Source organism: Kluyvera sp. CRP, assembly GCF_019930565.1.
GTDB lineage: Bacteria > Pseudomonadota > Gammaproteobacteria > Enterobacterales > Enterobacteriaceae > Kluyvera > Kluyvera georgiana_A.
In genome coordinates this window covers 4,987,727-5,003,969 of record NZ_CP082841.1, presented here as the reverse complement: position 1 = coordinate 5,003,969, position 16,243 = coordinate 4,987,727, and the positions used below count along the sequence as shown (strand labels likewise).

At 55.4% G+C, this 16,243-nt stretch carries 15 protein-coding genes; 10 read left to right on the top strand and 5 right to left on the bottom strand.

Features of this window, described 5'->3' with window-relative positions; genetic code table 11:
• The first annotated feature begins 114 nt into the window (after nucleotides 1-114).
• Nucleotides 115-1,215 carry a tRNA/rRNA methyltransferase gene (locus K7B04_RS23650; RefSeq protein ID WP_223803154.1) on the top strand — a complete coding sequence of 367 codons (1,101 nt, stop codon included), beginning with the start codon at nucleotides 115-117 and terminating at the stop codon, nucleotides 1,213-1,215.
• A 61-nt stretch (nucleotides 1,216-1,276) separates the two neighbouring features.
• Here the strand turns inward: K7B04_RS23650 and ung are convergent, their stop codons facing one another.
• Entirely contained in the window at nucleotides 1,277-1,963 is a 687-nt protein-coding gene (gene ung / locus K7B04_RS23645) for a uracil-DNA glycosylase (RefSeq protein ID WP_064543415.1), read from the bottom strand.
• A gap of 318 nt (nucleotides 1,964-2,281) precedes the next feature.
• On the opposite strand from ung, the gene grcA reads away from it, so the two are divergent.
• Entirely contained in the window at nucleotides 2,282-2,665 is a 384-nt protein-coding gene (grcA, locus tag K7B04_RS23640; protein ID WP_223803153.1) for an autonomous glycyl radical cofactor GrcA, read from the top strand.
• Between the two features lie 85 nt (nucleotides 2,666-2,750).
• On the opposite strand, the gene K7B04_RS23635 is transcribed toward grcA, so the two are convergent.
• The gene (locus K7B04_RS23635) at nucleotides 2,751-4,118 is read right to left on the bottom strand and encodes a PTS transporter subunit EIIC (RefSeq protein ID WP_223803152.1); all 1,368 of its coding nucleotides are present in this window, start codon (nucleotides 4,116-4,118) and stop codon (nucleotides 2,751-2,753) included.
• A gap of 270 nt (nucleotides 4,119-4,388) precedes the next feature.
• Between K7B04_RS23635 and K7B04_RS23630 the strand changes: the two genes are divergently transcribed.
• On the top strand, nucleotides 4,389-5,588 hold the full coding sequence (locus K7B04_RS23630; RefSeq protein ID WP_223803151.1) for an enolase C-terminal domain-like protein: 1,200 nt from the start codon (nucleotides 4,389-4,391) through the stop codon (nucleotides 5,586-5,588).
• Between the two features lies 1 nt (nucleotide 5,589).
• On the opposite strand, the gene K7B04_RS23625 is transcribed toward K7B04_RS23630, so the two are convergent.
• Nucleotides 5,590-6,309, bottom strand: coding sequence for a GntR family transcriptional regulator (locus K7B04_RS23625; protein WP_163448327.1), 720 nt, complete (start codon nucleotides 6,307-6,309; stop codon nucleotides 5,590-5,592).
• A 58-nt stretch (nucleotides 6,310-6,367) separates the two neighbouring features.
• Complete coding sequence (gene srmB, locus K7B04_RS23620; protein ID WP_163448325.1) at nucleotides 6,368-7,702, bottom strand: ATP-dependent RNA helicase SrmB; 1,335 nt, start codon at nucleotides 7,700-7,702, stop codon at nucleotides 6,368-6,370.
• A gap of 127 nt (nucleotides 7,703-7,829) precedes the next feature.
• On the opposite strand from srmB, the gene K7B04_RS23615 reads away from it, so the two are divergent.
• Nucleotides 7,830-8,570, top strand: a complete 741-nt coding sequence (locus K7B04_RS23615) for a tRNA1(Val) (adenine(37)-N6)-methyltransferase (protein ID WP_223803150.1) — start codon at nucleotides 7,830-7,832, stop codon at nucleotides 8,568-8,570.
• Here the strand turns inward: K7B04_RS23615 and nadB are convergent.
• On the bottom strand, nucleotides 8,555-10,174 hold the full coding sequence (gene nadB / locus K7B04_RS23610; protein WP_223803149.1) for an L-aspartate oxidase: 1,620 nt from the start codon (nucleotides 10,172-10,174) through the stop codon (nucleotides 8,555-8,557). The genes K7B04_RS23615 and nadB overlap by 16 nt on opposite strands.
• A 417-nt stretch (nucleotides 10,175-10,591) precedes the next feature.
• Between nadB and rpoE the strand changes: the two genes are divergently transcribed.
• The 6 genes from rpoE (at nucleotide 10,592) to lepB (ending at nucleotide 16,234) form a co-directional block, all read left to right on the top strand.
• Complete coding sequence (gene rpoE / locus K7B04_RS23605) at nucleotides 10,592-11,167, top strand: RNA polymerase sigma factor RpoE (RefSeq protein WP_223803148.1); 576 nt, start codon at nucleotides 10,592-10,594, stop codon at nucleotides 11,165-11,167.
• Nucleotides 11,168-11,198: 31 nt separating this feature from the next.
• Complete coding sequence (rseA, locus tag K7B04_RS23600) at nucleotides 11,199-11,846, top strand: anti-sigma-E factor RseA (RefSeq protein WP_163448319.1); 648 nt, start codon at nucleotides 11,199-11,201, stop codon at nucleotides 11,844-11,846.
• Nucleotides 11,846-12,799 carry a sigma-E factor regulatory protein RseB gene (gene rseB / locus K7B04_RS23595; protein WP_163448318.1) on the top strand — a complete coding sequence of 318 codons (954 nt, stop codon included), beginning with the start codon at nucleotides 11,846-11,848 and terminating at the stop codon, nucleotides 12,797-12,799. The genes rseA and rseB overlap by 1 nt, the downstream gene beginning before the upstream one ends.
• Nucleotides 12,796-13,272, top strand: a complete 477-nt coding sequence (rseC, locus tag K7B04_RS23590; RefSeq protein WP_163448317.1) for a SoxR-reducing system protein RseC — start codon at nucleotides 12,796-12,798, stop codon at nucleotides 13,270-13,272. Before rseB ends, rseC begins: the two co-directional genes overlap by 4 nt.
• A gap of 171 nt (nucleotides 13,273-13,443) precedes the next feature.
• Nucleotides 13,444-15,243 carry a translation elongation factor 4 gene (gene lepA, locus K7B04_RS23585; RefSeq protein ID WP_223803147.1) on the top strand — a complete coding sequence of 600 codons (1,800 nt, stop codon included), beginning with the start codon at nucleotides 13,444-13,446 and terminating at the stop codon, nucleotides 15,241-15,243.
• Between the two features lie 16 nt (nucleotides 15,244-15,259).
• The gene (gene lepB, locus K7B04_RS23580) at nucleotides 15,260-16,234 is read left to right on the top strand and encodes a signal peptidase I (protein WP_163448315.1); all 975 of its coding nucleotides are present in this window, start codon (nucleotides 15,260-15,262) and stop codon (nucleotides 16,232-16,234) included.
• The last annotated feature ends 9 nt before the right edge of the window (nucleotides 16,235-16,243 follow it).

Sequence of the window (16,243 nt, the reverse complement as noted above, 5' to 3'; positions counted from 1 at the left end):
ACAATGCGTTTTATCCAATGGGTACAATAGTCGTGGTCTTTTGTACGAAGTCATAGCTAAGCGCTGGCACATCAGGTAATCTGCGCGCTTCGCGCAGCGCAGGTGGAGAAAAACATGAGCGACGAACTGAAAAACAAAAACGGCAAGGTCAAAGTGATGTACGTCCGCAGTGACGATGACTCGGACAAACGCACCCAAAATCCACGTACTGGTAAAGGCGGAGGCCGTCCAGGCGCATCCCGTGCCGGTACTTCCCGTGCCGAAGGCGGTCGTCGCCCTGCCCGTGATGAGAGAAAGGGTCAAAACAGCGATCGTGGCCGTGAGCGCGGTCGCGATCGGGATGTTGAACGCGATCGCGAACGTGGTGAAGGCTCCCCATGGCGTACGGTTTCCCGTGCGCCGGGTGACGAAACCATCGTTAAGCCCGATCACGGCGGCATCAGCGGCAAAAGCTTTATCGATCCGGAAGTTCTGCGTCGTCAGCGTGCGGAAGAAACCCGCGTCTATGGTGAAAACGCCTGTCAGGCGCTGTTCCAGAGCCGTCCGGACGCGATTGTTCGCGCCTGGTTTGTGCAGAGCGTCACCCCGCGCTTTAAAGAAGCGCTGCGCTGGATGGCGGCAAACCGTAAAGCCTACCACGTGGTGGATGAAGCCGAGCTGGCGAAAGCGTCCGGCACTGAACATCATGGTGGCGTTTGCTTCCTGATTAAAAAACGTAACGGCACTTCCGTACAGCAGTGGGTCGCGAAAAGCGGCGAAGACGATTGCGTACTGGCGCTGGAAGATGCGGGTAACCCGCACAACCTCGGCGCGATGATCCGCAGCTGCGCGCACTTTGGTGTGAAAGGCGTGGTATTGCAGGATGCGGCTTTGCTGGAGTCTGGTGCCGCGATCCGTACCGCTGAAGGCGGCGCTGAGCATGTTGAGCCGATTACTGGCGACAGCTTCATTGCTGCGCTGGAACAGTTCCGCGATGCGGGCTACACCATCGTTACGACCAGCAGCAATGGCCGCGGTCTGCCGCTGTTCAAATCAGAACTGCCTAAGAAAATGGTGCTGGCGCTGGGCCAGGGCCGCGATGGCGTTTCCGAAGCGGCTGCCTCTATTGCTGACATGAGCGTGTCAATCGACGGGACGCGCGCCGTTGAAGGCCTGAACGTCTCCGTGGCGACGGGCGTGCTGCTGGCTGAATGGTGGCGTCAGCATAAAGCGTAAGAACGTGAATGAAAAAAAACCGGTAGAGGCGACTCTACCGGTTTTTTTATGCCTGCTTTAGCTAGACTTGCTCCGGCAGCACCGGCATCCAGTCAATCGGCGTCTCGCCGCGCTGTTCAAGCCACTGGTTGGCCTGCACAAAATGATTACTGCCAAAGAACCCGCGATGCGCCGACAGCGGCGACGGATGTGGCGCTTTCAGCACGCGATGACGCTGAGGGTCAATAATCGCCCCTTTCTTCTGCGCGTGCGATCCCCACAGTAAAAAGACTACGCCTTCACGATGTTCGTTAATCAGCGCAATCACCTTATCGGTAAAGGTTTCCCAGCCAAGGCTGGCGTGAGAATGCGCCTGTCCGGCACGCACGGTGAGCACGGTGTTGAGCAGCAGCACACCCTGGCGCGCCCAGCTCTCCAGATAACCGTGGTTCGGACGGGTAAAACCGGGAATGGTGCCTTCCAGCTCTTTATACATATTCAGCAGCGACGGCGGTATGGCAATGCCCGGCTGGACAGAAAACGCCAGCCCGTGTGCCTGATTGGGGCCGTGGTACGGGTCCTGGCCCAGAATCACCACTTTCACATCGCTCAGTTCGGTATAGCGAAAAGCGTTGAAAACATCTTTTTGCGGCGGATAAATGGTCACGCCCGACTGGCGCTCGCTGGCCACGGTCGCCAGCGTGTTAACAAAATAGGGCTGCTCTTTTTCGGCGGCCAGCACGTCGTGCCAGGTTAATGGGGTTGTCATCTCGCTCTCCTGCGAATTTCTCTCGCTATAGCTTAACTGCTTCTTTCTCCATCACAAAATCGGATAGTGGAAGGGGAAGTCTGTAGAATAAAAAAAGTTGAATATTTACAAATATTTTTAGTGCTTACAGGGTGCGTAACTTGATGCAAAACAAGTATTTTCCTGTATCACCACTTTTATGGTGTGGTTTTTGTTGATTTAAATCAAAGAATCAAGGGTGTTCGAGGGGTATATATACACTCAAGCAACAATGGTTTTACCAATTGGCCGGGAAGCGGCCAGTTAAAAACGAATATAAAGAGCCTAGGGAGGCATCAAATGATTACTGGTATCCAGATTACTAAAGCTGCAAACGACGACCTGCTCAACTCATTCTGGCTGCTCGACAGCGAGAAAGGTGAAGCTCGCTGCCTGTGTGCGAAAGGCGGTTTTAAAGAAGATGACGTCGTTGCCGTTAGCGTGCTGGGCGATATCGAATACCGTGAAATCCCGGTTGAAGCGAAACCAGAAGTTCGCGTAGAAGGTGGTCAGCACCTGAACGTCAACGTACTGCGTCGTGAAACTCTGCTGGACGCCGTTGAGCATCCGGAAAAATACCCGCAGCTGACCATCCGTGTTTCCGGTTATGCGGTACGTTTCAACTCTCTGACTCCGGAACAGCAGCGCGACGTTATCGCCCGTACTTTCACCGAGAGCCTGTAATTTCTCAGGGGTGGGAAATGGAGGCGTTGGGTTAATCCGGTGCTAACAGACAAATCCCCCGCAGGATACCTGCGGGGGATTTTTTTTATCTGGACTGCTCGCGCCCGACCAGAATGGTGGTTAGCGTGAAGGAGAGCACCAGCGCGATGGCCACGCCAGAGATGGCGAAAATAAAGTAAGGGCCGATGTACGCGGGTAGGCTGAAAATACTCGATAAAATATAGCCATACAGTCGTACGCCAAAGAAGGCGATAAACGCTGAAGCCAGTGAGCTGGCGATCGTGGCGGCGATAAATGCTTTCTTGTAGCGGGTCAGCACGCCGAACAGCGCCGGTTCCGTAATGCCCAGCAGCGCGGAGATCGCAGCGGAAAGCGTCACCGTGCGGTTTTCTTTGTTCAGACGCCAGATGGCAAACGTGGCTCCGGCAATCGCCATATTGGCCATAAACATCATCGGCATCAGCATGTCGTAACCGCGATCGCTGAAGTTTTGTAGCGCGATAGGCGTCATCGCGTGATGCATCCCGGTCAGAATAGCGACCGGACGAATGGCGCCCACTACCAGCCCGGCGAAGCTCGCCGAAACGCCAAACAGCCCTTCGATAAACCACGCCAGCATTTTACCCAGCCAGATACCAATCGGCCCAATCACCACCAAGGCCGCCAGCGCGCCGAGGAACAGCGTTAACGTGGGCGTAAAGACGGTTTTCAGCACGTCGGGCATGATCCTGTCGACCGCCTGGTGAATATACTTCAGCGCCAGGATGGAGAAGATCACCGGGATCACGCTGGAGGCGTAGTTGAATACCGATACCGGAATGGCGTTAAACAACCAGAGCGCGGAGGCGGCATCGGCTTGATGCGTGGCGAGCGCTTTCGCTGCGTCAATCAGCGTAGGGTACATCAAGCAGGCGGCGACGGCGGCGGCCAGGTATTCGTTGGTTTTAAAGATCTTCGCCGCCGAGACGGCAAGGAAGAACGGCAGGAAATAAAATACGCCGCTGGCGATAAGATCAATGATCATCACCGTTTCGCTTTTCGGCGATACCACTTTTAGCGCAATCAGCCCCGCAAGCAGGCCTTTGATCATCCCGGCGCCGGCGATGGCGGGGACGATCGGGCCGAATACCCCGGAGACGGTATCCATAAACAGCGAAACCAGGCTTTTGCGTTCTTTGCTTTTGCCGCTGGCAGTCGACTGGCCACTATCGCCGAGGGCTTCCTGCAGCGCTTCATACCAGCTGTTCACCTTCGGGCCGATAATAATCTGGAACTGATCGCTTTGTAGCTGTGCGCCCAACACGCCGGGCAGTTGCTTAATTTCATCCTGCGCCACTTTATTATCATCAATTAAATCAAAGCGCAGCCGGGTCATACAGTGCCAGACTTTATTGATATTCTCCTGTCCACCTACCAGACGAATAATCCTGCTGATAGCCTCTTGCGTCCCCATAATGGCTCCTGCGGTATGTTTGTTGTTTTGTTTGTCTCGCTGAATGGTAAGTAAGCTCATCTTTAAAAACAAACCAATAAAATATGATTTCAATCACAACTTACGTCTATAAGGTGGTTAAAACATGGTTTGTGTTTAAATTGGTTCGTTTTTTAAATAAAAACGAACCTGTTTTTGGACCAAAAAATATATTGAATAAAAAGGTTTACCGAACGCCGAAAATAGAGTGAAGATAATGGCAATCTTATTATTTTCCACAGGGAGCCTTCTGTGAAACCTACGCTGATTACTGCGATAGATTGTTTTATCACGCGTCCGGACCGCCACAACCTCGTGACGGTACGGGTGACGACCGACAACGGCACCATTGGTTACGGCTGCGCCACTTTCCAGCAACGCCCGCTGGCGGTAAAGACGATGGTCGATGAATATCTGCAACCGCTGCTGGTGGGGCGTGATGCCAACAATATCGAAGATCTCTGGCAAATGATGAACGTCAACGCCTACTGGCGCAACGGCCCGGTCATGAACAACGCCATCTCCGGCGTGGATATGGCGCTGTGGGATATCAAAGCAAAACTGGCCGGGATGCCGCTATATCAGCTGCTGGGAGGAAAATCGCGCGATGCGATTGCCGCATACACTCACGCCAGCGGCGAAACGCCGGAGGAACTGTTTGTCTCCGTGGATAAGCTGCTGGAGCAGGGGTATCGCCATATTCGCTGCCAGCTGGGCTTTTACGGTGGGACGCCGCGCGAAATGCAAACGCCGGAAAATCCGACGCCGGGAGCCTGGTTCGATCAGGATGAGTACGTTCGCAATACGGTAGAAATGTTCCGTCTGCTGCGCGCGCGTTACGGTCATCGTTTCCATATTCTGCATGATGTCCACGAGCGACTCTTCCCACAGCAGGCGCTCCAGATGGCAAAGCTGCTGGAGCCTTATCAGCCGTGGTTTATCGAAGATATTTTACCGCCGCAGCAGAGCGCGTGGCTGGCGCAGATTCGCCAGCAGACCTGCGTGCCGCTGGCGATGGGGGAGCTGTTTAATAATCCGGCGGAGTGGCATGACCTCATCGTCAACCGGCAGATTGATTTTATTCGCTGCCATATTTCGCAGATTGGCGGCATCACCCCGGCCCTGAAGCTGGCGGTGCTGTGCCAGGCCTTTGGCGTACGTTTGGCGTGGCATGGTCCGGGCGATATGACGCCTATTGGGGTCGCGGTGAATACGCATCTCAACATTCATCTGCACAATGCCGCGATTCAGGAGTTTATTCCGCGTTCCGCCGCCACGGATGCCGTTTTCCCCGGCGCGCCAGAGGTGAAAAACGGCTTTATCTATCCGCCGACGGCACCGGGTATTGGCGTGGGCTTTGACGAGGCGCAGGCGCTGGCGCATCCGGTCGTTTATCGCCCGCATGAGTGGACGCAGAGCCGCCTGCCGGACGGCGCGATACACACGCCGTAGGCTAACTCTGCGGCTGCTGGCGAAAAGCGAGATTGTCGCGATTATGGGGGATGACGTAGGTGCAGGAGTAGTTGATATCGACGATGTCGCTTATCTCATAAACCTGCCCGCCGTCGAGGATCCCCCGATTGTTGATGTGCATGGCCGGACTGCCTTTTTTACAGCCCAGTAGCGCAGCCTGCTCGCGGCTGACGCTAATCGCCCGATAGCTGGTGAGCAGGTGGGAGATGGGATAACCTTTTTCCAGCACGTACTGCTGAAGCGAGCGTTCAATCACCTCCTGGTTAAGGTCACTGAACATCGCCGCAGGCATCCGTGAGACTTCAATCTGGGTGGCAATATCATCGACGAAACGCAGGCGGCAGAACTGCCAGATAAAATCATCGTCGGTCAGGCCGAAAATCTGCCGGTCCTCCCGCTCGGGCCGTTTCTTGTGCAGGCTGATCATCCGGTAACGCATTTGGTCAAAGCGTTTTTCGGTAATCGAGTTATAGACCAGCGGATTGCCTCGCGTTTGCTCGTTAATCCAGATGCCAGAACCCTGCACGATGCGCACCACGCCAATGCTGGCAAGCTTTTCCAGCGCCTGGCGAATGGTGAAGCGCGAGACGCCGTACTCCTCGGCCAGCTGGCGCTCCGGCGGCAGCTTGCGCGGCCCATCGCCAGGCTGTTGGTAAATTTTGCTGAGGAGATCCTGAGTCACGAACTCTTTTTTCTTCATGGCCGCTGTCCCTTACTCTTCAATATAAAAACGCCGGGAACATGTCCCGGCGTTTGTTTTACTCTTCGGTGCTCTTTTCCGCTGCACCGGTACCGCTCGGCTTGCGGCGCTTGCCAACGTTTTTGAGATCGCGGTGACGTACCTTCACGCGCGGTTTTTCTTTGTCTTTCTCTTTTTTCTTCTCGGCACGTTTCGCCAGCACTTTCTTCGACGGTTTGCCAGTCATCTTCTCGCTTGGCGCTCGCGTAGTGGGGCGCAGCCCATCAATGACGCGCGCTTTCAGCTGTTCTTCGATATAGCGACCAATCTTCAGCAACAGCAGATGATCGTGCGTTTCAACCAGCGAAATCGCCGTGCCTTTACGGCCCGCGCGGCCGGTACGGCCAATGCGGTGCAGGTAGGTATCGGCGCCGCGCGGCATATCGAAGTTAATCACGTGGCTGACGTCAGGGATATCGATCCCGCGCGCCGCGACATCCGTCGCAACCAGCACATTCACGCGGCCATCGGTCAGACGTTTGATACCTTCGTTACGCTTAATCTGCGGCATTTCGCCTTCGAGATAGCAGTTGTTGATCCCGGCCAGACGCAGCGTTTCCGCCAGCTCATGCACGCGCTCGCGTTTGCGCACAAAGACGATGGTACGGGTGGCGTCTTCCTGCTTGAGCAGGTGCTTGAGCAGCTCAACTTTGTGCTCATAGTTGTCGGCACGGTAGTACCACTGGTGAATCTTCTTGCGCTCGCGGGTGGACGGCGTCGCGGAGACTTCCACCGGATCTTCCAGCAGACGCTCGGCGAAGTCTTTAATTGCTTCGCCTTCCAGCGTCGCGGAGAACAGCAGCGTCTGTTTGCGCCAGCGGGTTTCTCCGGCGATGTGTTCGATATCCTGGGCGAAGCCCATGTCCAGCATGCGGTCGGCTTCATCGAGGATCAGCGTCTCAACGGCGCGGCAGTCGAAGTTTTCTTCTTTGATGTACTGCAGCAGACGGCCTGTGGTGGCGACCACGATATCCTGGTTTTCACTGAACACTTCGGCGTGGTTCATATACGCCACGCCGCCAGTAATGGTGGCGATGTCCAGATGGGTGTTTTTCGCCAGTTCGCGGGCATGGTCAGCGACCTGCATTGCCAACTCACGCGTTGGCGTGAGGATCAAAATACGCGGCGGGCCGGATTTTTTACGCGGAAAGTCGAGCAGGTGCTGCAACGCAGGCAGCAAATACGCCGCTGTTTTACCGGTGCCGGTTGGCGCAGAACCGAGAACATCACGTCCATCGAGCGCAGGCGGAATGGCGGCAGCCTGAATGGCAGTCGGGCGTGTAAAGCCTTTACTCTGGAGGGCTTCCAGCAGGCTTTCGTCAAGTTCAAGTTCGGAAAAAGTCGTTACAGTCATGATTACCTCTGTGTGAGGCGCTGATTATAGACGTTACGGCTGTAATCTTCATCTGTTTGTATGGCTATCTGTTCTCGGGTATTGTTCATAGCCGAATGCTTATGTGGATTGGCCTGCAAGGTTACTTATGACGTCTGATTCTAAATCCGCGCTGCGCCGCAACGGATTTACCTTTAAAAAGTTTTTTGTTGCCCACGACCGCTGTGCGATGAAAGTGGGCACCGACGGCATTTTACTCGGCGCCTGGTCGCCGATCGCCCGGGTGAACCGAATCCTCGATATTGGCACGGGAAGCGGGCTGCTGGCGCTGATGCTGGCGCAGCGTACTGAAGATAACGTGACGATCGACGCCGTCGAGTTGGATGAAGAGGCGGCGGATCAAGCGCGGGAAAACGTAGCGGAATCGCCGTGGGCCGGGCGAATTGAGGTGCATACCGCGGATATTCAGCAGTGGGTTGCCGGGCTAACCACGCGCTACAACCTGATCGTCAGCAACCCGCCTTACTACGAGCAGGGGGTTGAATGCGCCACGCCGCAGCGAGAACAGGCGCGCTACACCACCACGCTCGACCATCAGGCGCTGTTGGCCTGTGCCGCGAATGCGGTGACCGAAGACGGCTTTTTCTGCGTGGTGCTACCGGAAAATATCGGCCAGACTTTCACCCAGCAGGCGCTGTCAATGGGCTGGCATTTACGTCTGCGAACCGACGTCGCGGAGACGGAGATGCGCCTGCCGCATCGCGTGCTGCTGGCTTTTTCACCGAAAGGCGGAGAGTGCTATAGCGACAGGCTGACGATCCGTGGGCCAGAGCAGCAGTACTCGGAAGGCTACAATGCGCTGACCCAGGCGTTCTATTTATTTATGTGAACCAGCGGCGAGAGCACCGATGGGCCGGATTCCGCGAGCAGTTCCGGGTAGTCCAGCGTGTAATGCAGCCCACGGCTCTCTTTACGCATCATCGCGCAGCGTACAATCAGCTCGGCCACCTGCACCAGGTTGCGCAGTTCCAGCAGGTTATTGGAGACGCGGAAACGTGAGTAATACTCGTCCAGCTCCTGCTGCAACATGGTGATACGGCGCAGGGCACGCTCCAGCCGCTTGGTGGTGCGCACGATACCGACGTAGTCCCACATAAACAGACGCAGCTCGTGCCAGTTATGCTGAATCACCACCAGTTCGTCAGAGTTTTCCACCCGGCTTTCGTCCCAGGCGGGTAGTTTCTCCACCTGACGGGCGTACGGCATGCGCTTATGAATATCTTCCGCCGCCGACCAACCGTAAACCAGGCACTCCAGCAGCGAGTTTGACGCCATGCGGTTCGCGCCGTGCAGGCCGGTATAGCTCACTTCGCCAATGGCGTACAGGCCATCCACGTCGGTGCGTCCATAGTCGTCGACCATCACGCCGCCGCAAGTGTAGTGCGCTGCCGGAACAATCGGCACCGGCTCTTTGGTGAGATCGATACCCAGCCCCAGCAGCTTCTCGTAAATCATCGGGAAGTGCTGGCGTACAAAGGCTTCCGGTTTGTGGCTGATGTCGAGGTACATGCAATCAACGCCGAGGCGTTTCATCTCGTGGTCAATGGCGCGCGCCACGATATCGCGTGGTGCAAGCTCGCCACGTTCATCAAAGTCCGGCATAAACCGGCTACCGTCGGGGCGCTTCAGATGTGCGCCTTCGCCGCGCAGGGCTTCGGTGAGCAGGAAATTACGCGCCTGCGGGTGATACAGCGCGGTCGGGTGGAACTGGTTAAACTCGAGGTTAGCGACGCGGCAACCCGCGCGCCAGGCCATGGCGATGCCGTCGCCGGAGGAAATATCTGGGTTGGTGGTGTACTGATACACCTTCGAGGCGCCGCCGGTAGCCAGCACTACGGACTTCGCCGAACAGGTTTCCACCTTCTCTTTATTACGGTCCCAGATCCACGCGCCAACAACCCGGCGAGTGCCCGGCAGGCCGACTTTATCCGACACGATAAGATCGACGGCGTTACAGCGTTCCAGCACGCGAATATTCGGGTGGCTCATCGCTTTACTGACCAGCGTGTTCTCGACTTCGCGTCCGGTGGCGTCCGCCGCGTGCAGGATACGGCGATGGCTATGGCCGCCTTCGCGCGTCAGATGATAACTCTCTTCCCCGTTAGCCTGGATTTGCGTATCGAACAGCACGCCTTGATCGATCAGCCACTGCACGCAGTGTCTGGCATTGCTGACAACAAACGACACCGCCTGACGGTCACAGATGCCCGCGCCGGCAATCAGCGTATCCTCAACGTGTGATTCAATGCTATCCGTCTCGTCAAAAACGGCGGCAATGCCCCCCTGTGCATAAAAGGTGGATCCTTCGCTCATCGGGCCTTTGCTGAGGACAATCACGGAACTGTGCTCCGCAAGGCGCAATGCCAGCGAAAGCCCAGCAGCGCCGCTGCCTATAATCAATACATCACAGGAAAGTTCTGGAAGTGAGTTCATCTTCTTTGTTTAATTTACTAAACACGGTAATCGAAGATTAGCACTATAAAAGCGACATGTGCAGGGTTTTTTTACGTCAGGGTTATAATGGCTAAACATGCTGGCTGAAAAGGCGGCGTGGGCGAGGGCAAAAAATCTGAATAAAGCCAGGTGTTATCACCGCTATTTATGGTGAAATCAAGGCCGGGTTACGATACTCTTCACTGGATTTGCGTTTTTATTTCGCAACTTACACATCTGTTCACATCAGCAGACTTATAATGACAGACAATGAACGGCCTGCTGCGAAACAAAAAACAAAGCGTAACGGAACTTTACGAAAACCGGACACTCTAACCTTCTGCTTGCTCATAATGCAGTGTTGGAGTGGCATTCTGATTACGCATGGGAATAGGGTTTGGGGAGACATTACCTCGGATGAGCGAGCAGTTAACGGACCAGGTCCTGGTTGAACGGGTCCAGAAAGGAGATCAGAAAGCTTTTAACCTTCTGGTAGTACGCTACCAGCATAAGGTCGCGAGCCTGGTTTCCCGCTATGTGCCATCCGGCGACGTGCCGGATGTCGTACAAGAGTCTTTTATTAAGGCCTATCGTGCGCTGGATTCTTTCCGGGGAGATAGTGCTTTCTATACGTGGCTGTACCGCATTGCGGTGAATACGGCTAAAAATTACCTGGTTGCTCAGGGGCGTCGTCCGCCGTCCAGCGATGTGGACGCGAACGAGGCCGAAAACTTTGAAAGCGGCGGCGCTTTGAAAGAAATTTCGAACCCTGAGAACTTAATGTTGTCAGAAGAACTGAGACAGATTGTTTTTCGCACCATTGAAACGCTTCCGGAAGATTTACGCATGGCAATTACCTTGCGGGAGCTCGATGGCCTAAGCTATGAAGAGATAGCGGTCATTATGGATTGTCCGGTAGGTACGGTTCGTTCACGTATCTTCCGTGCGCGAGAAGCTATCGATAATAAAGTTCAACCGCTTATCAGGCGTTGACGGAAGCGGGATACTGGAAAAGGTATTAGGCATGCAGAAAGAACAACTTTCCGCCTTAATGGATGGTGAAACGCTGGATAAAGAACTGTTAACTGAGTTAACACGTTCCACAGAGTTGCAGAAAACCTGGGAGAGCTATCACCTCATTCGTGACTCGCTGCGCGGCGAAACGAGTGAAGTCCTTCATTTTGATATCTCCTCTCGCGTGATGGCCGCCATCGAAAATGAGCCCGTTCGTATACCGACAGCGCCGCTCATTCCTGAAGCCCAGCCAGCACCTCATCAATGGCAGAAAATGCCATTCTGGAACAAGGTCCGTCCATGGGCCAGCTCGCTCACCCAAATGGGCGTGGCGGCTTGCGTATCACTGGCTGTTATTGTCGGCGTTCAGCACTATAATGGGCAACCAGATTCCTCTCAACCTGAGTCACCGGTATTCAACACGCTGCCGATGATGGGCAAAGCCAGCCCGGTTAGCCTGGGCGTTCCTTCGGACGCGTCGGCGGGTAACGGCCAGCAGCAGGTTCAGGAACAGCGTCGTCGTATTAATGCTATGCTGCAGGACTATGAATTGCAGCGTCGCTTGCATTCAGAACAGCTTCAGTTTGAGCAGGCACAAACTCAGCAGGCTGCTGTTCAGGTGCCAGGCTATCAAACTTTAGGAACGCAATCGCAGTAATGAAGCAACTTTGGTGTGCCATGTCACTTGTGGCTGGTAGCCTGTTCTTCTCCGCAAACGCCTCGGCTGATGTATCGTCCGGGGCGTTGTTGCAGGAAATGAATCTGGCCAGTCAGTCACTCAACTACGAGCTGTCGTTCGTCAGCATCAATAAATCCGGCGTGGAATCGTTACGCTATCGTCACGTGCGTCTGAACGGTCAGCCGCTGGCGGAGCTGTTGCAAATGGACGGCCCGCGTCGCGCGGTGGTCCAGCGCGGTAACGAGATCAGCTATTTTGAACCGGGTCTCGATCCCTTCACGCTGAACGGCGACTACATTGTCGACTCCTTGCCTTCGCTGGTCTATACCGATTTCAAACGTCTGGCGCCTTACTACGACTTTATCTCCGTCGGGCGTACGCGTATTGCCGATCGCATGTGCGATGTGATTCGCGTTGTGGCGCGAGACGGCACGCGCTACAGCTATATCGTCTGGGTTGATTCCGAAAGCAAACTGCCGATGCGCGTCGATCTGCTTGACCGCGATGGCGAAACGCTGGAGCAATTCCGGGTGATAGCGGTCACCACCGGCGATCAGGTCAGCGGCACGATGCAGAACCTGGCGAAGGCTAATCTGCCGCCGCAGCTCTCTGTGCCGACCAACAACAATGTTGATCTGAATTGGTCCGCTGGCTGGGTGCCGCAGGGCTTTAAAGAGATTTCCAGCAGCCGCCGCACGTTGCCGAGCGTTGATAGCCCGGTCGAGTCGCGCCTGTTCTCCGATGGGCTCTTTAGCTTCTCAATTAACATCAATCGCGCCACAGCCAACAGCAGCGATCAAATGCTGCGTACCGGACGCCGGACGGTGAGCACCACGGTGCATAACCAGGCTGAAATCACCATCGTTGGCGAACTTCCGCCGCAAACCGCGAAGCGGGTCGCAGACGGTATTCAATTCAAGGGCGCGCAATGATTAAAGAGTGGGCCACCGTTATCGCGTGGGACAACGGCCTTGCGCAGGTCAGCTGCGATGTGAAAGCCTCTTGCAACAGCTGCGCCTCGCGCGCGGGCTGCGGCAGTCGGGTGCTGAATAAGTTAGGCCCGCAAACCACCCACACCATCACTGTACCGAGTGCGGAACCGCTGGTGGCGGGGCAAAAGGTCGAGCTGGGCATTACCGAAAGCAGCCTGTTGGGTTCCGCGATGCTGGTATATATGTCTCCGCTGCTCGGTTTGTTTGTGGTCGCAGCGCTATTTCAGGTGCTGTTCGGCACTGATATCGCCGCGCTGTGTGGTGCGGTGCTGGGTGGTGTCGGTGGATTTCTTGTTGCAAAAGGGTTTTCACCACGCCTTGCCGCGCGGCAAACGTGGCAGCCGGTCATCATCAGCGTGGGGCTTCCCCCCGACCTGATTCGCACGGCATCTTCATCTGAAATGAGCCAGTGATTACACTGGCTTTATTTTTTGGAACGCTCCTCGCAGGAAGCGCTATGCTTGCGGGAAGAGCATTTCCTGGTTGCGCGGTTGTAGTGTAGAATGCGGCGTTTTCGAACGACAACAATGTCAGGCTCCGTACCGCGGCCTCAAAGTATCCGTAAGGCATAAATATTTTAATATATGAAGAATATACGTAACTTCTCCATCATTGCACATATCGACCACGGTAAATCAACGCTGTCTGACCGTATTATTCAGATTTGCGGCGGCCTTTCCGACCGCGAAATGGAAGCCCAGGTTCTGGACTCAATGGATCTGGAACGCGAGCGTGGCATTACCATCAAAGCACAGAGCGTGACGCTGGACTTTAAAGCGGCCGATGGCGAGACCTATCAGCTGAACTTTATCGACACCCCAGGCCACGTCGACTTCTCTTATGAAGTTTCCCGTTCTCTGGCGGCCTGTGAAGGCGCACTGCTGGTGGTTGACGCCGGGCAGGGCGTAGAAGCACAGACGCTGGCGAACTGCTATACCGCCATGGAAATGGATCTGGAAGTCGTGCCGGTTCTCAACAAAATCGACCTGCCTGCCGCCGATCCTGAGCGTGTTGCGGAAGAAATTGAAGATATCGTCGGCATCGATGCGACCGACGCTGTACGCTGCTCGGCGAAAACCGGCGTGGGCGTTACCGATGTACTGGAGCGTCTGGTACGCGATATTCCGCCGCCGGAAGGCGATCCGGAAGGCCCGCTGCAGGCGCTGATCATCGACTCCTGGTTCGATAACTATCTGGGCGTGGTTTCGCTGGTGCGTATTAAAAACGGCACCATGCGTAAAGGCGACAAGATTAAAGTGATGAGCACCGGTCAGGTTTACAACGCTGACCGTCTGGGCATCTTCACGCCAAAACAGGTTGATCGTACCGAGCTGAAATGCGGCGAGGTAGGTTGGCTGGTTTGTGCGATTAAAGACATCCTCGGCGCGCCGGTTGGCGATACCCTGACGCAGGCGCGTAACCCGGCGGACAAACCGCTGCCAGGCTTCAAAAAAGTGAAGCCGCAGGTTTATGCCGGCCTGTTCCCGGTCAGCTCTGACGACTACGAAAACTTCCGTGACGCGCTCGGCAAGCTGAGCCTGAACGATGCCTCCCTGTTCTACGAACCGGAAAGCTCAACCGCGTTGGGCTTCGGCTTCCGCTGTGGCTTCCTCGGCCTGTTGCACATGGAGATCATTCAGGAACGTCTGGAGCGTGAGTACGATCTGGACCTGATCACCACCGCGCCGACCGTAGTCTATGAAGTAGAAACCACGGCGAAAGAGGTTATCTACGTCGATAGCCCATCCAAGCTGCCGCCGCTGAACAACATCTACGAACTGCGCGAGCCGATCGCTGAGTGTCACATGCTGCTGCCGCAGGCTTACCTCGGTAACGTCATTACGCTGTGTATCGAGAAGCGTGGTGTGCAAACCAACATGGTTTACCACGGTAACCAGGTGGCGCTGACCTATGAAATTCCGATGGCGGAAGTGGTACTCGACTTCTTCGACCGTCTGAAGTCGACTTCCCGCGGCTATGCGTCGCTGGACTACAACTTCAAGCGTTTCCAGGCCTCTGACATGGTGCGCGTTGATGTCCTCATCAATAACGAACGTGTCGATGCGCTGGCGCTGATTACCCACCGCGACAATTCCCAGAGCCGTGGCCGTGAACTGGTTGAGAAGATGAAAGATCTGATCCCTCGCCAGCAGTTTGATATCGCGATTCAGGCGGCCATCGGCACGCATATCATCGCGCGTTCAACGGTGAAGCAGCTGCGTAAAAACGTTCTGGCGAAATGCTACGGTGGCGATATCAGCCGTAAGAAAAAGCTGCTGCAAAAACAGAAAGAGGGTAAAAAGCGCATGAAGCAGATCGGTAACGTCGAACTGCCGCAGGAAGCGTTCCTCGCCATTCTGCATGTCGGTAAAGACAATAAATAATCTCTAAGGAGTTGGCATGGCGAACATGTTTGCCCTGATTCTGGTGATTGCCACACTGGTCACGGGCATTTTGTGGTGCGTTGATAAGTTTATCTTCGCGCCCAAACGGCGGGAACGCCAGGCGGCGGCGCAGGTTGCCACCGGCGAAGCGCTGGATAAAAAGACGCTGAAAAAAGTCGGCCCGAAACCGGGTTGGCTGGAAACCGGCGCGTCGGTCTTTCCGGTGCTGGCGATCGTGCTGATCGTGCGTTCATTTATTTATGAGCCGTTCCAGATCCCCTCCGGTTCGATGATGCCAACGCTGCTGATTGGCGACTTTATCCTGGTGGAGAAATTCGCCTACGGGATTAAAGACCCGATCTACCAGAAGACGATTATTGAAACAGGCCATCCGAAACGCGGCGATATCGTGGTGTTCAAATACCCGGAAGATCCGCGTCTGGACTACATCAAACGTACCGTCGGTCTGCCGGGCGATAAGGTCACTTACGATCCGATTGCGAAACAAGTGACGATTCAACCGGGATGCAGCTCCGGCCAGGCGTGCGGTAGCGCGCTGCCGGTTACTTACTCCAACGTCGAGCCGAGTGATTTCGTTCAGACCTTCTCCCGCAGCAACGGCGGCGAGGCGACCAGCGGCTTCTTTGAAATGCCGCAGGGCGAGCGCAAAGCAGACGGCGTACGGCTGGATCAACGTCAGGAAACGCTGGGCGATGTGAACCACCGTATTCTGACCGTGCCGATTGCTCAGGATCAGGTGGGGATGTACTACCACCAGTCCGGTCTGCCGCTGGCAACCTGGATCGTCCCACCGGGGCAGTACTTCATGATGGGTGATAACCGCGATAACAGCGCGGACAGCCGTTACTGGGGCTTTGTGCCGGAAGCGAACCTGGTCGGTAAGGCAACCGCTATCTGGATGAGCTTTGAAAAACAAGAGGGCCAATGGCCTACCGGCGTGCGTTTAAGCCGCATTGGTGGGATTCATTAATCCTCCATT